Below are 14,352 nucleotides of genomic sequence, written 5' to 3' on the forward strand. Positions count from 1 at the left end.
ACGGGCAATGACCATTCACCTCAACTCCCAGGCCGACCTCGAAGACGCGATTGCGGCCCTCGTCGTACAGGACAAGCGGCTCAAACCGATTCTCGAACTCACGGGCATGCCGGCGCTGCGCCAGCGCGAGCCGGGCTTTGCCGGGCTGGCGCATATCGTGTGCGGGCAGCAGCTTTCCACCGCCAGCGCCGGGGCGATCTGGGGACGCCTCACCGCCGCGTTCGATCCGTTCGATCCCGAGCCCATCCGCAAGGCGCGCGCCGAGCGGCTCGGACGGCTCGGCCTTTCGGCGGCCAAGATCAAGACGCTGAAGAACATCGCGCGCGAACTGGCCGCGGAGCGATTGAACCTCGACGTGCTGGCGGAAGAGGACGCCGACGCCGCGCACCATACGTTGACCGCGCTGCATGGCATCGGCCCGTGGACCGCCGACGTCTATCTGCTGTTCTGCCTCGGCCATGGCGATGCCTGGCCGGCCGGCGACATCGCGATCCAGGAAGCCATCAAAATCGGCCTCGGCCTGAAGACGCGTCCGACCGCCAAACAGATGGCGCCGCTGGCCGAACCATGGCGTCCGATGCGCGGAGCTGCCGCGCATCTGTGGTGGAGCTATTATCGCGTGCTGAAGAAGCGCGAGGGTGTGCTCGCGAAGTAACCTTAGCCGCGCAGCCTGACCCGGTCCTCGCGCGCGCATGCCGTGACGAAGTTGATCACCGCGCGCACCGCGGGAAGCTCGACGAGATCCGGATGCGCCAGCAGAAAGAGATCGGCCACGCTGACGAGCTTTTGCGGCGCGACCCGCACCAGATCGGGATCTTCAGCGGCGACGAAGCATGACAGCGCCGATATCCCGAGGCCGGCCTTCGCCGCGGCCAGCATGTCGCCCTGCGACGAACAGCGCAGCACCACCGATCCCTGCCGGGTGATGAGATCGCTCCAGCGCGCCAGCCGTTCGTTCGACGCCCGGTCGGCGAAGCCGATCACGCTGTGCCCCTTCCATTCGTCGCGCCGCTCCGGCAGCCGCCGCCGCGCCGCATAGGCGCGCGAGGCGTAGAAGCCGGTGCCGAGCCGGCCGATCCGGCGGCCGATCAGATTCTCTTCGCCGCTATCCACCGGGCGCAGCACGACATCAGCCTCGCGGCGGCGCACACTGGCCGGAAACGGATGGGTGATGATCTCGATCTGGATATGGTCGTGCGCACGCAGGAACGGGCCCAGCCGCGGCATCAGCCAGTGCGAGGCAAAGGTCGCCCCGATCGAGAGCTTGACCACGCCGCGGGCGTCCGCCCCGGTCGCCGACACCGCCGCCTCGGCGCGCAGCGCCGCCGCCGCCATGGCATCGACATGCTCACGGAATTTGCGGCCCTGCGCGGTCAGCGACAGGCCTTCGTTGGAGCGCGCGAACAGGGGTATGCCGAGCTGACCTTCCAGTTCGGCGATCTTGCGGCCGACCGTCGGATGGCTGGAACGGAGCTGGCGCGCCGCCGCGGCAAAGCTGCGGGTTTCGGCCACCGCGACGAAGGTCTTGCACAGGTCCCAGTCCATCGGCGATCAGGCCCATATGTTCATTACTGAATGGTCAGCTGTTCAATATTGAACGTCGAAGGCGGCCCGTCCAGCCCTATAATGCAGCGCATAAGCAAGCCGGCTGGAGCGGAACCGCTCGCCGGCATTGAAACCCAAAGGGAGGATTGAATGCCGTTGCCAGCGTCGCTTGCCAATTCGCTTGAACTGCCGGTGGTCGGCTCGCCGTTGTTCATCGTGTCCGGGCCGGAACTCGTGATCGCACAGTGCAAGGCCGGGATCGTCGGATCGTTTCCGGCGCTGAACGCGCGGCCGGTCGAGAAGCTCGACGAATGGCTGAGCCAAATCGAGAACGAACTCGGCGAGTACAAGGCGCTGCACCCGACGAAGAAGGTCGCACCCTATGCGGTCAACCAGATCTGCCACGCCTCCAACGACCGGCTGATGAAGGACATGGAAACCTGCGTCAAGCACCAGGTACCGATCATCATCACCTCGCTGCGGCCGCCGCTGGAGATCGTCGAAGCCGCGCATTCCTATGGCGGCGTCGTGTTCCACGACGTGATCAACGTCAAGCATGCGCGCAAAGCCGCCGAACAGGGCGTCGACGGCCTCATTCTGGTTTGCGCCGGCGCCGGCGGCCACGCCGGAACGCTGTCGCCGTTCGCGCTGCTGCGCGAGGTCAAGCAATGGTTCAAGGGCACCATCCTGCTGTCGGGCGCAATCTCCGACGGCTGGAGCATTGCCTCCGCGCTCGCGCTCGGCGCCGACCTCGCCTACATGGGCACGCGCTTCATCGCCACCGAAGAGGCCAATGCCGACCTCGCCTACAAGAAGGCGCTGACCGAGCACGCCGCGCACGACATCGTCTATTCGAACCTGTTCACCGGCGTGCACGGCAATTATCTCGGCCCCTCGATCGTGGCCGCGGGTCTCGATCCCGACAATCTGCCGGTCGCCGACAAGACCAAGATGAATTTCGGCTCCGGCGGCAACACCAAGTCCAAGGCATGGCGCGACATCTGGGGCTCGGGCCAGGGCATCGGTCAGATCAATGATGCACCGCCGGTCGCCGAACTGGTCGCGCGCCTGAAAGCCGAGTTCGACGACGCCGGCAGCGACTTTCTGAGAAGGGCGCGCGCTTAGGCGGCGCGCTCCTCGGCTTCGACAATAATCAAAACAGAGGGATGGGAACGATGAGCGTGTCACGCACTGCATTGAGCATTGTGTTCGCAATGTTGGCGACCGCAGCCGTCGCCGCCGACGACAAGGGCGAAATCCGCATCGGCCAGACGCTGCCCTATAGCGGACCGGTATCCGGCTTCGGCGTTATCGGCCGGGCGCAGGAGGCCTATTTCGAGAAGGTCAACGCGGACGGCGGCATCAACGGCCGCAAAGTCAAGTTCATCACCCTCGACGACGCCTACTCGCCGCCCAAGACGGTGGAGCAGACCCGAAAGCTGGTCGAGCAGGAGGAAGTGCTGGTCATGTTCGGCTCGCTGGGCACCGCGACCAACAACGCCGTGCACCGCTACCTCAACAACAAGAAGGTCCCACAGCTGTTCGTGCTGAGCGGCGCCACCAAATGGGCCGACCCGAAGCATTACCCGTGGACCATGCCGGGCATGGCGACCTATCAGTCCGAGGGCGTCGTCTATGCCAAGTACATCCTGCAGACCAAGCCGGACGCGAAGATCGCCATCCTGGCGCAAAACGACGATTTCGGCCGCGACTATGTCGCGGGCTTCAAGCGCGCGCTGGGAGACAAGGCCGCGACCATGATCGTCTCCGAGGCGAGCTATGAGACCAGTGCGCCGACCATCGCTTCGCAGCTTGCGACGCTGAAAGCCTCCGGCGCCAACGTGATGTTCGGCGTCGTGCTCGGGAAGTTTACCTCCCAGATGATCAAGGGCGTCGCCGAACTGAACTGGAAGCCGGACCTGTTGTTCGTGCCGACATCGGCGTCATCGATCTCGTTCCTGGAGCCCGGCGGACTGGAAAACGCGGTCGGGTTGATCTCGTCGAGCAATCAGAAGGACACGATGGACGCGCAATGGGCCAACGATGCCGGGGTGAAGGAGTATTTCGCGTTCATGAAGCAGTATTTGCCCAATGCCGACCTGAACAATTCGAACTACGCGGCGGGATACCATTATGCCAACCTGATGACGAAGGTGCTGGCGGCGTGCAAGGACGATTTGAGCCGCGAGAACATCATGCGGCAGGCCGCTTCGCTGCGCCAGGTTTCGCTGCCGCTGCTGTTGCCTGATATAACGGTGTCGACCGATGCCGAGGATTATCTGCCGTTCCAGCAATTGCGGCTGCGGCGCTTCGACGGCAAGAGCTGGGTCGGTTTTGGTGAAATTCTGGACGACCGATAAGGAGCACGCAACGTGATCATCGGCGGCGAACGTTCCATCAGCTACCCCCAGATCCACGACCGCATCGCGCGCGCGGCGACGGGATTTCAAAGCCTCGGCCTTGGCGGCGGCACGCCGGTCGCGATGATGCTGCGCAATGATTTTGCGTTGTTCGAGGTTACCGGCGCAGCCGCCGCGCTCGGCAGCCCGGTGGTGCCGATCAACTGGCACCTCAAGGCCGAGGAGGTCGCCTATATCCTGGCCGACAGCGGCGCCGAGATTTTGGTCTGCCATGCGGACCTGTTGCCGCAAATCAGGGACGGGCTATCGGCTCATATCAGATTGCTGATCGTGACCACCCCGCCGGAGATCGCCGCGGCGTTCAATGTTGCGCCCGCGCTGACGCAAATCCCTGACGGCATGACCGACTGGGACGCCTGGCGCGACACCCATGCGCCATCGCAGCAGCCGCCGATCGGCAGCGCGCCGATGTTCTATACGTCAGGCACCACGGGTCTGCCTAAAGGCGTGCGGCGCAAGCCGATGAAGCCGGAACAGCAGGCGGCTTCGGCACGCGTCGGCGGCATCGCTTATGGCGTCAAGCCGAACGACGATCAGGTCATCCTGATGAACGGCCCGATGTACCATTCGGCGCCAAGCTCCTACGGCATGCTGGCGTTTCGAAGCGGCTGCACGATCGTGCTCGAACCGCGCTTCGATCCAGAGGACATGCTGCAACTGATCACACGCCATCGCGTCACCCACATGCATATGGTGCCGACCATGTTCGTGCGGCTGCTGCGGCTGCCGGACGAGGTGAAGCAGCGTTACGATCTGTCGTCGCTGCGCTTCGTGGTCCACGGCGCGGCCCCGTGCCCGCCGCAGGTCAAACGCGCCATGATCGAATGGTGGGGACCGGTCATCAACGAATATTTCGGCTCGACTGAAACCGGAATCCCGGTGTGGCACTCGGCCGAAGAGGCGCTGGCCAAACCCGGCACCGTCGGCCGCGCCATCGAAGGCGGTGTCGTGAAGATCTTCCGTCCCGACGGCGAACTGTGCGGCGTCAACGAACCCGGCGAGATCTTCATGCGGCAGATGTCGGTGCCGGATTTCGACTATCACGGCAAGGCCGAGGCGCGCGCCGAGGCCGGACGCGACGGCCTCGTCAGCGTCGGCGACGTCGGCTACCTCGACGAGGACGGCTATCTGTTCCTGTGCGATCGCAAACGCGACATGGTGATCTCAGGCGGCGTCAACATCTATCCCGCCGAAATCGAGAACGCGCTGATCGGCATGGAGGGCGTGCGCGACTGCGCGGTGTTCGGCATTCCCGACGACGAATTCGGTGAACGGCTGTTTGCCTGCATCGAGCCCGACACCAATGCTGCGCTATCGCCGGCGGCGGTGCAGGAATTCCTGCGCACGCGGCTCGCCAATTTCAAGGTGCCAAAGGACATCCAGTTCATGGACGCAATGCCGCGCGAAGCCACCGGCAAGATTTTTAAACGCAAGTTGCGCGATCTCCACGCCGAGGGCCAACTGCGCGCGATTGTGTGATCCGTCTCTCCGTCATTGCGAGCGCAGCGAAGCAATCCATCTCTCCGCACGAGGATAGATGGATTGCTTCGTCGCTACGCTCCTCGCAATGACGATTAATAGAACAGCGTTTGAATCGAACAACGTTTTAAGCAACGTTACTGTTGCAAAACGTTCATCGGATGGCGCAAAGATCACCGCACGTCACAAGCAGGGATCGAGCAAATGAACGCCACCGACTTCATCGTCGCCCGCAACGATCTGCAGCAATGCAAGTCGATCGAAACGCAACTGCCTGACGCGGCCGCGTTGCCGGCCGACGCGCTGCTGGTGAAGGTGACGCATTTCGCCTTCACCGCCAACAACATCACCTATGCCGTGATGGGCGATGCGTTGAAATACTGGCAGCTGTTTCCGGCGCCAAAGGATTTTGGAAATATTCCGGTGTGGGGCTTTGGCGAGGTGATCGCCTCGAAGCATCCGAACGTCGCCGTGGGTGAAACCCTGTTCGGCTATTTCCCGATGGCGACGCATCTCGTGATCGAGGCCGCCGACGTCACCAAGCGCGGTTTGCGCGACGGCGCCGCGCATCGGCAGGTCGCAGCGCCGGTTTACAACGCCTATGCCCGCGTCAGCGGCGATCCGGCGTTCACCGGCAAGCAGGGCGACTATCAGGCGCTGCTGCGGCCGCTGTTCATGCTGTCGTTCCTGGTCGACGACTTCCTCGCCGAAAATGATTTCTATGGCGCGCGCCGCGTGATGTTGTCGTCGGCCTCCAGCAAGACCGCCTACGGCCTTGCGCATCTGCTGCACCGACGTGACGGGATCAAGGTGATCGGGCTGACCTCGGCTCCGAACGTCGCCTTCGTCAAATCGCTCGGCTGTTACGACGAGGTCGTGACCTACGACGCCGTGACATCGATCCCTGCGGATTCCCCGGTCACCCTCAACGGCCGCGTCGGACCAGGGGCATATCCTGTCGATTTAGAGATAACCGCTATCTCCTCACGCCCTTCCTGCAGTCTCCCGAATGGGTATAGGCTCGCGGGAACAGGGATAACGCCGCACAGACGGCCGGTGACGAGAAACGCGCATGCTCGACAGGACGGACGACATTTCGGTAGCCGCCGACAACTGGCTGGCGCAGTTCGAAGAGGCGCTGGCGAAATCCGATAGCGGCCTGCTGAAGTCGCTGTTCCATGCCGACAGCCATTGGCGCGACGTGCTGGCGTTGAGCTGGAACATCCAGACAGTCAACGGCGCCGACGCCATCCTGAACGAGCTCGCGCTTCACGCGCCGGCCGCTGGCCCTGTTGGATTTGCGGTGGATCCCAACCGCGCCGCCCCGCGCAAGGTGATGCGCGCCGGCACCAACGCAATCGAGGCGATCTTCAAGTTCGAGACCAGGGTCGGACGCGGCAGCGGCATCATCCGCCTGATCCCGGACGCCGCCAATGTCCTGAAGGCCTGGACGCTGCTGACCGAACTCGGCGAACTCAAGGGCTTTGAAGAGCAGATCGGCGTAGCGCGGCCGCGCGGCAACGCCTATTCGCGCGATTTCCGCGGCCCCAACTGGCTCGATCTACGCAAGGCGTCTGCCGGCTATGCCGAACACGACCCCACCGTGCTGGTGATCGGCGGTGGACAATCCGGCCTCTCGATCGCGGCGCGGCTGAAGCAATTGAATGTCGATACGCTGATCGTCGATCGCGAGAAGCGCATCGGCGACAATTGGCGCAAGCGCTATCACGCGCTGACGCTGCATAATCAAGTGCAGGTCAACCACCTGCCCTACATGTACTTCCCGCCGAACTGGCCGACTTACATCCCGAAGGACAAGCTCGCCAACTGGTTCGAGGCCTATGTCGAAGCCATGGAGTTGAACTTCTGGACCGAGACCGAGTTCGAGGGCGGCAGCTACGACGAGCATGAACAGCGCTGGACCGTGACGCTGCGCCGCGCCGACGGCAGCACGCGCACCATGCATCCGCGCCATGTGGTGCTGGCCACCGGCGTCAGCGGCATTGCGAGCCGGCCCGAGATTGCCGGCCTGAAGGATTTTCGCGGCACTGTGATGCATTCCAGCCAGTACGACGACGGCGAGAACTGGAAGGGCAAGCGCGCGATCGTGGTCGGCACCGGCAACAGCGGCCACGACATCGCGCAGGACCTGCATTCGAGCGGCGCCGCGGTGACGCTGTTTCAGCGCTCATCGACGCTGGTCGTCAGCATCGAGCCCTCGGCGCAACTGGTGTACGCGCCCTACAATGAGGGCACGCTCGAGGACAACGATCTGATCGCGACCTCGATGCCGCTGAAGGTCGCGCGGAGGAGCCATGCGCTGACCACGGAGAGATCAAAGGAGCTCGACAAGGAACTGCTTGAGGGACTGGCGCGCGCGGGCTTCAAACTCGATTTCGGCGAGGATAATACCGGCTGGCAGTTCAAATACCTCACGCGCGGCGGCGGTTATTACTTCAACGTCGGCTGCTCCGATTTGATCGTCAAAGGCGATATCGCTCTGAAGCAGTTCGCCGACGTCGAGAGCTTTGTCGCCGATGGCGCTGACATGAAGGACGGCGAGACCATCACCGCTGATCTCGTCGTGCTGGCGACCGGCTACAAGCGCCAGGAAGAGCTGGTGCGGCTATTGTTCGGCGAAGCCGTCATGAACCGCGTCGGCACCATCTGGGGCTTTGGCGACGGCCAGGAGCTGCGCAACATGTACACCCGCACCGGCCAGCCCGGCCTGTGGTTCATCGCCGGCGGCCTCGCGCAATGCCGCATCGGATCGAAGCACCTGGCGCTGCAGATCAAGGCGATCGAGGAAGGGTTGCTGCCGCGGGGTGCGAAGCCTGCTGCGGCCGTCGCGTGAATCAAGTAACATCATGGGGGACTACACATGCCATCCATTCTGGGCTCGGGCGAACACCGGTATCGCGTGGTGGAGAACTGGGCGAAGCTGCCCGATGGCTGGAGCCTGACCGACGTCGCTTCCGTCGCGGTCGACAGCCGCGACCGCATCTACGTCTTCAACCGCGGCGCCCATCCGATGGTGGTGCTGGACCGCGAGGGGAATTTCCTCAGGAGCTGGGGCGAAGGCCTGTTCAACCGCGCCCATGGCCTGCACATCGACGCGGACGACAATCTCTACTGCACCGATGACGGCGACCACACCGTGCGCAAGTGCTCGGTCGACGGCAAGGTGCTGCTGACGATCGGCATCCCGAACCGGCCAAAGCCATATATGAGCGGCGAGCCGTTCCATCGCTGCACCCATACGGCACTGTCGCCGAAGGGCGAGATTTATGTCTCGGACGGTTACGGCAATGCCTGCGTTCACAAATACACGCCCGACGGCAAGCTGCTGAAGACCTGGGGCGAGCCGGGCTCCGATCCCGGCCAGTTCAACATCGTCCACAACATCGCAACCGACGTAGACGGCTTCGTTTATGTCGCCGACCGAGAGAACCATCGCGTGCAGGTGTTCGACGGCAACGGCAAATACGAGACCCAGTGGAATAATTTGCACCGGCCCTGCGCGCTGCATTGCTGCGGCGGCAAGCAGCCGCATTTCATTGTCGGCGAGCTCGGCCCCGGCATGCCGGTCAACCTGAACGTACCGAATCTCGGGCCGCGGCTCTCCATCGTCGACGCCAAGGGCCAGCGGATCGCCCGGCTCGGCGGCGAGGACGGCCCGGGGATCGAGACCGGCAAATTCCTCGCGCCCCACGGCCTGGCGCTGGATTCCAGAGGCGACATCTATGTCGGCGAAGTCGGCGTCACCAACTGGAAGACCAGCTTTCCGGACACGCCGATGCCGGCAGAGGTCGGCGTCGGGCGCTGCCTGCAGAAGCTGGAGAAGGTTTAGGGCCGGCCGCGCGGCTCGGGGCTTGGCGCGCCCGATCACGATGGATTGACCGCGGATGCCCGCCCCTGGAGATGCCTTGGAGATGCCTTGAAGGCCCGCGGAACCATGGCGATTCGTGGGCGGCATATGCTGGATAAGGCCCGGAACGCTCTTCACAATCCCGTCACGCTGCCTGTAGTATGCAGGGCGCATGCTGCTTCGCAGCTAACATGGGAGTCAGGAGCGTTTCTTGAACGCACACGTCTCGCAAGGCGGTTGGCCGGTACTCGTGCTGAATGCGGATTTCCGGCCGCTGAGTTACTACCCGCTGTCTCTCTGGTCGTGGCAGGACGCGATCAAGGCGGTGTTCCTCGACCGCGTCAACATCGTCGAGCATTACGACCGCGCGGTGCACAGCCCGAGCTTCGAGATCCAGCTGCCGAGCGTGGTGTCGCTCAAATCCTTCGTCAAGCCGACCACGCATCCCGCCTTCACCCGGTTCAACGTCTTCCTGCGCGACCGCTTCTGCTGCCAATATTGCCTGGCGCATGACGACCTCACCTTCGATCACATCATCCCGCGCAGCAAGGGCGGCCAGACCACCTGGGAGAACGTCGTCGCGGCCTGTTCGCCGTGCAATCTGCGCAAGGGCAACCTGACGCCGCAGCAGGCGCGGATGTTCCCAAGGCAACACCCGTTCGCGCCGACCGTCCATCAACTGCACCGCAACGGCCGCCTGTTTCCGCCGAACTATCTGCACGATAGCTGGCTGGATTATCTTTATTGGGATACCGAGCTCGATCCGTAGGATTTTGCGGGGGCAGCCGTAGGGTGGGCAAAGGCGCGACAGCGCCGTGCCCACCGTCTCGACAGCGGTATCCTGAATGGTGGGCACGCTGCGCTTTGCCCACCCTACGACCTCTCGCCTTTCAACCTGTCCGCCATCCGCTCAGCAATCGCCACCGTTGTCAGATGTGTGTTGGCGCGCGGGACTTCCGGCATGATGGAGGCGTCGATGACGCGCAAACCTGTGCAGCCGATCACGCGGCATTCGGGATCGACCACGGCGCGAGGGTCATCGGCGGCGCCCATGCGGCAGGTGCCGCTGGCGTGCTGGGCGTCGCTGCACTCCGTGAACAGCCAGTCGTCGAGTTCGGCTTCGCTGAGCGCCTCGTCCATCGAGCGGCCGGTCGCGCCATACTCGACGCGGTGGGCGATGTCGGTGATGGCGGGCTGCAGGCAGATCTCGCGCAGGCGGCGCACGCCGTCGCGCATCCGAACGAGATCGCTGCGGTCGGACAGCATGAGCTCCTCCACCGCCGGATCGATGGTCGGATCCGGCGTGGTGATGCGGACATGGCCCTGGCTGAACGCCTGGTAGACCGACACCGCGATGCGGCCGCGCGCGGTGCTGGCCGTCTGATTGACGTCGCGGGCGAGGTTGCCGGCGATCATGATCATGTCGTTCTCGCCGGCGCCTGCGAGGCCGGAGCTGTAGCGCAGGCAGCAATTGGTGTGGCGGTGCATCAGCGTATTGACCTGGCCGTGCTCGCGCAGATGCAGCAGCGCATCCATGATCGGATGATCGAGCAGGTTTTCGCCGACCGGCAGGTCGGCCAGAACAGGGATGCCCAACCCCTCCAGCAATGCCGCGGGGCCGATGCCGGAACGCTGCAGAATGGCAGGCGAGTGAATGGCACCGGCGCAGAGGATCACCTCATGCTTCGCTGTCGGCGCATATGATTTGCCGCCCATGCGGACCCGGACCGCGCGGGCGTGGAGCCGGTTGCCTTCGAACTCGATTGCTTCGACCAGGGCATCGCCGACGATCCGCAGATTGTCGCGGCCGCGCGCCGGTTCCAGATAGCCGTCATTGGTGGAGACGCGGCGTCCGGCCTCGCTGTTGATGGCGTAGGGCGAGACACCGGTGCCGTCAGGCGCATTGTGGTCGTCGCACCAGCCATAGCCGAGGCCGAGCGCGGACTGACGCAATGCGCGGTCCACGTTTCCCCAATCCGGCACCGGCGCGCGATACACCGGGATCGGGCCGCGATCGCCGTGATACGCCGCGTCCGGAAAATTCCTGTCGGTCTCGAGCTTGCAGAACCAGGGCAGCATCGCGTCCCAGCCCCATCCCTCACAGCCGCTGCTCTCCCAGCGGTCGAGATCGTCGGGCACCGCGCGGATGGCGATCTGGCCGTTGATCGTGGAACTGCCGCCCATGGCGCGACCGCGCCACAGCAGGCGCGGCGCCTGCCGCTCGGTTCGCCGTGCCAGGAGCTTGGGCCAGCGGAAATTGTCATCGCCGATGGCGCGCATCGGGTTCGGGATCTGGATGTGCTCCGGCGTGTCGGCAGTGCGAAAATCCTGCCCGGCCTCGAGCAGCAGCACGCGATGGGCGGGGTCCTCGCTGAGGCGCGCGGCCAGCGTGGCGCCGGCAGAGCCGCCGCCGATGATGATCGTGTCGTACTCCTGGTCAATCATGCGCTTTCACCGGCTGTCATTCCCTGACATATTTCTGGATGCGCCAGTTCAGCGTGTCGGCGACGAAGATCTCGTCGCGCGGGCTCACCGCGATGTAATGGGCTTCACCATACTTACCGAGCGTCTTGCCATGCCCTGCGCCTGATATTATCCCCACCACCTTGCCGTTGAGATCGAGCTTCATGATCTGGCCGGTGTGACCGGCCGCCAACCAGATGTGCTGGTCGTCGCCCATGAACAGTCCGCACGGCGCGCCGGAATGCTGGGACTGGCGGATGTAATTGCCGTCGGCGTCGAACACCTGGATGCGCTCGTTCTTGCGGTCGGCGATGTAGAGCAGCCCTTGCGCGTCGAACACCAGGGAGTGCGGCAGATCGAATTCACCGGGCCCCTTGCCGTTGCCGCCCCAGGTCTTGATGAAATTGCCGTCAGGATCGAACTTGATCACGCACGACGTGCCCTTGCCGTGGCCCTGCAGCACATAGATGTCGCCGGTCGGGCCGACCACGGCCTCGTTCGGTTCGTGGAACAGCCGCAGGTGCCCGAACGGATGCCACTCGCCGGTGTGGCCCTTGACGCCGAGCACCATTTCCAGCCGACCGGACGGATTGAACTTGTAGACCAGGTTCGCGGCGACGTCGGTTGCCCAGATATTATCCTGCGCGTCGATCCGCAGGCCGTGCGAGCGTTCGAACATGCCCTCGCCGAACCCGCGTATGAAATGGCCGTCGGGATCGAATTCCATCAGCGGCATCAGCCCGCGATGAATAACGAAGATGTTGCCTTTGGAATTGAAGGCAACGCCCGACGTGCCACGGAAATTCATGCCCGGCGGCAGCTTGAACGATTCGGCAACCGCCACATAGGGAAGTGGTGGGAATTCCATTCGCGCCGCCCCTCATGCGAAAAGCTCGTTCGCCAGGTCAGGCCCGCTCAACCCAGCGACATATCCAGCGGCGGCGCGACGTTATCCGGCAGCGGGCAGACATAGGGCGTGCGGGCGGTGCGCTTCTTGAGGTCGGCCTTGGCGGCGGCGATCAATTCCGGCTCGCCCAGCGCCTGAACGCCGAGCGCGGCCATCGCCTTGGCGGCCTGCACCATGGCCTTGTGGGCATGCGGGCTCTTGCCCTGGGCGACGATCTGCCAGGTGTGAAACGGCGTGCCGATGGCGACCGTCGGGGCGTGGACCTGAACGGTCGGGACCACCCAGCTGACATCGCCGACATCGGTCGAGCCGATCTGCGGATTGCGCTTGGCATCCAGCGGCACGATGAAATCGGCCAGCGGCCGGTCGGTCGGATCCATGCCGATCGAATGATAGACGGAGGCGATGTCCTTGTCGGTCAAGGTTGCACGGATTTTTGTGGCGAATTCCTTGTCCGCCTCGTCGAAATGCGGGGGGCCGAGATCCGTCATGATGCGGTGCAGGGTTTGCTCGAGCGGGGTGTTGTCCAGAACATTGGAGACGGCGGAAATGGTCCGCATCTCCACGCTGGTTTCGGTCATCAGTGCGGCGCCTTGCGCGATCTTGTGAACGCGCCCCACCAGCGCATTCATCCCGGGCAGATCGCGGTCGCGGATCGAATAGCGCACGCGGGCGTGGGCCTGCACCACGTTGGGGGCAATGCCGCCGGTATCGAGCAGCGCATAATGCACGCGGGCTTCGCTCGGCATGTGCTCGCGCATGTAATTGACGCCGACATTCATCAGTTCCACCGCATCGAGCGCGCTGCGGCCGAGATGCGGCGAGACCGCGGCATGCGACGCGCGCCCGGTGAAGATGAAATCCGCGCGGGTGTTGGCCAGCGACGGCGTCACCGCGACTTCCCAGAAGCTGTTCGGATGCCAGGTGATGGCAATGTCGGCATCATCGAAGGCGCCCGAGCGCACCATGAAGGTTTTCGCCGCACCACCTTCTTCGGCGGGGCAGCCGTAATAGCGCACGCGGCCCGGAATCTTGCTCGCGGCAAGCCAATCCTTCACGGCGGTGGCGGCGAGCAGCGCCGCCGAACCCAGCAAATTGTGGCCGCAGCCATGGCCATGGCCGCCGGTCTCGATGGGGCGATGTTCCGCGACGCCCGCCTCCTGGCTGAGACCGGGCAGCGCATCATATTCGCCAAGGAAGGCGATGACGGGACCGCCCTCCCCCCACTCGCCCATCAAGGCGGTAGGGATATCGGCGACATTCTCGGTGATGCGGAAACCCTGGTGGCGCAGTTCGGCCAGATGTTCGGCGGCAGAGCGTGCCTCGGTGTAGCAGACCTCGGGCATCGCCCAGACCCTGTCGGCCAAATCGATGAAGCGCGGCTTGATGACGTCAATGCCCCGCCAGATGTCGCTGCGATTGTCCATGCTACGGTCCCCGATCGTTGTTTGGATGAAATCGTATCAGCTTCGTCAGGCCCGGCCTAGCGCCGGGCGGGTGACCTGCCATGCGGCCGACGCGATGAATATGCGCCTGCGATCTCGCGGCGCGATGCGCCCGAGTCTTGCTGGGTAGCTCCTCGCCCTCGAAAATGAGGGCGCAGGGAAGACCGGGTGCGCGCTGCACCCGCGGTCCCGTGTGCGGTTTGCACTAAAAAGGCTGCACACGAG

General features: G+C 64.1%; 12 protein-coding genes. 8 read left to right on the forward strand and 4 right to left on the reverse strand.

The window, feature by feature from the left end:
- The first annotated feature begins 7 nt into the window (after window positions 1-7).
- Window positions 8-655, forward strand: a complete 648-nt coding sequence (locus tag JQ575_RS10025; protein WP_212033038.1) for a DNA-3-methyladenine glycosylase — start codon at window positions 8-10, stop codon at window positions 653-655.
- Window positions 656-657: 2 nt separating this feature from the next.
- On the opposite strand, the gene JQ575_RS10030 is transcribed toward JQ575_RS10025, so the two are convergent.
- Window positions 658-1,545, reverse strand: a complete 888-nt coding sequence (locus JQ575_RS10030; protein WP_212033039.1) for a LysR family transcriptional regulator — start codon at window positions 1,543-1,545, stop codon at window positions 658-660.
- A gap of 150 nt (window positions 1,546-1,695) precedes the next feature.
- Here JQ575_RS10030 and JQ575_RS10035 point away from each other — a divergent pair, with 150 nt between their 5' ends.
- From JQ575_RS10035 to JQ575_RS10065, 7 genes are all read left to right on the forward strand, one after another.
- Window positions 1,696-2,670, forward strand: a complete 975-nt coding sequence (locus JQ575_RS10035) for a nitronate monooxygenase family protein (RefSeq protein ID WP_212033040.1) — start codon at window positions 1,696-1,698, stop codon at window positions 2,668-2,670.
- Window positions 2,671-2,759: 89 nt separating this feature from the next.
- Window positions 2,760-3,905, forward strand: a complete 1,146-nt coding sequence (locus JQ575_RS10040) for an ABC transporter substrate-binding protein (protein ID WP_249166564.1) — start codon at window positions 2,760-2,762, stop codon at window positions 3,903-3,905.
- A gap of 12 nt (window positions 3,906-3,917) precedes the next feature.
- On the forward strand, window positions 3,918-5,444 hold the full coding sequence (locus JQ575_RS10045; RefSeq protein ID WP_212033042.1) for an acyl-CoA synthetase: 1,527 nt from the start codon (window positions 3,918-3,920) through the stop codon (window positions 5,442-5,444).
- 204 nt (window positions 5,445-5,648) lie between these two features.
- Window positions 5,649-6,599, forward strand: a complete 951-nt coding sequence (locus JQ575_RS10050) for a DUF2855 family protein (protein WP_249166547.1) — start codon at window positions 5,649-5,651, stop codon at window positions 6,597-6,599.
- Window positions 6,517-8,298: an NAD(P)/FAD-dependent oxidoreductase gene (locus JQ575_RS10055; RefSeq protein WP_212033043.1), complete on the forward strand. Its 1,782-nt coding sequence runs from the start codon at window positions 6,517-6,519 to the stop codon at window positions 8,296-8,298. Before JQ575_RS10050 ends, JQ575_RS10055 begins: the two co-directional genes overlap by 83 nt.
- Before the next feature lie 27 nt (window positions 8,299-8,325).
- Window positions 8,326-9,294: a peptidyl-alpha-hydroxyglycine alpha-amidating lyase family protein gene (locus JQ575_RS10060; RefSeq protein ID WP_212033044.1), complete on the forward strand. Its 969-nt coding sequence runs from the start codon at window positions 8,326-8,328 to the stop codon at window positions 9,292-9,294.
- Window positions 9,295-9,523: 229 nt separating this feature from the next.
- Window positions 9,524-10,081 (forward strand): HNH endonuclease, encoded by a 558-nt coding sequence (locus JQ575_RS10065; RefSeq protein WP_192738334.1) that lies wholly within the window; start codon window positions 9,524-9,526, stop codon window positions 10,079-10,081.
- Between the two features lie 104 nt (window positions 10,082-10,185).
- Here JQ575_RS10065 and JQ575_RS10070 read toward each other — a convergent pair whose 3' ends face one another.
- The 3 genes from JQ575_RS10070 to JQ575_RS10080 are packed head-to-tail and all read right to left on the reverse strand — an operon-like array spanning window position 10,186 to window position 14,109.
- Entirely contained in the window at window positions 10,186-11,757 is a 1,572-nt protein-coding gene (locus JQ575_RS10070) for a GMC family oxidoreductase (protein ID WP_212033045.1), read from the reverse strand.
- A 16-nt stretch (window positions 11,758-11,773) separates the two neighbouring features.
- A complete protein-coding gene (locus JQ575_RS10075) occupies window positions 11,774-12,643 on the reverse strand; it encodes a peptidyl-alpha-hydroxyglycine alpha-amidating lyase family protein (protein ID WP_212033046.1) in 870 nt (289 codons plus the stop codon).
- 47 nt (window positions 12,644-12,690) lie between these two features.
- Window positions 12,691-14,109: a M20 family metallopeptidase gene (locus JQ575_RS10080; RefSeq protein ID WP_212033047.1), complete on the reverse strand. Its 1,419-nt coding sequence runs from the start codon at window positions 14,107-14,109 to the stop codon at window positions 12,691-12,693.
- Window positions 14,110-14,352 lie beyond the last annotated feature (243 nt).

The sequence above is a fragment of the Bradyrhizobium sp. JYMT SZCCT0428 genome (assembly GCF_018131075.1).
Classification (GTDB): domain Bacteria; phylum Pseudomonadota; class Alphaproteobacteria; order Rhizobiales; family Xanthobacteraceae; genus Bradyrhizobium.

What these genes read in the sequence shown, in the direction of transcription:
- JQ575_RS10025 (WP_212033038.1), top strand. Translation starts at nt 8, where the DNA reads ATGACCATTCACCTCAACTCCCAGGCCGACCTCGAAGACGCGATTGCG.
- JQ575_RS10030 (WP_212033039.1), bottom strand. Translation starts at nt 1,545, where the DNA reads ATGGACTGGGACCTGTGCAAGACCTTCGTCGCGGTGGCCGAAACCCGC.
- JQ575_RS10035 (WP_212033040.1), top strand. Translation starts at nt 1,696, where the DNA reads ATGCCGTTGCCAGCGTCGCTTGCCAATTCGCTTGAACTGCCGGTGGTC.
- JQ575_RS10040 (WP_249166564.1), top strand. Translation starts at nt 2,760, where the DNA reads ATGTTGGCGACCGCAGCCGTCGCCGCCGACGACAAGGGCGAAATCCGC.
- JQ575_RS10050 (WP_249166547.1), top strand. Translation starts at nt 5,649, where the DNA reads ATGAACGCCACCGACTTCATCGTCGCCCGCAACGATCTGCAGCAATGC.
- JQ575_RS10055 (WP_212033043.1), top strand. Translation starts at nt 6,517, where the DNA reads ATGCTCGACAGGACGGACGACATTTCGGTAGCCGCCGACAACTGGCTG.
- JQ575_RS10060 (WP_212033044.1), top strand. Translation starts at nt 8,326, where the DNA reads ATGCCATCCATTCTGGGCTCGGGCGAACACCGGTATCGCGTGGTGGAG.
- JQ575_RS10070 (WP_212033045.1), bottom strand. Translation starts at nt 11,757, where the DNA reads ATGATTGACCAGGAGTACGACACGATCATCATCGGCGGCGGCTCTGCC.
- JQ575_RS10075 (WP_212033046.1), bottom strand. Translation starts at nt 12,643, where the DNA reads ATGGAATTCCCACCACTTCCCTATGTGGCGGTTGCCGAATCGTTCAAG.
- JQ575_RS10080 (WP_212033047.1), bottom strand. Translation starts at nt 14,109, where the DNA reads ATGGACAATCGCAGCGACATCTGGCGGGGCATTGACGTCATCAAGCCG.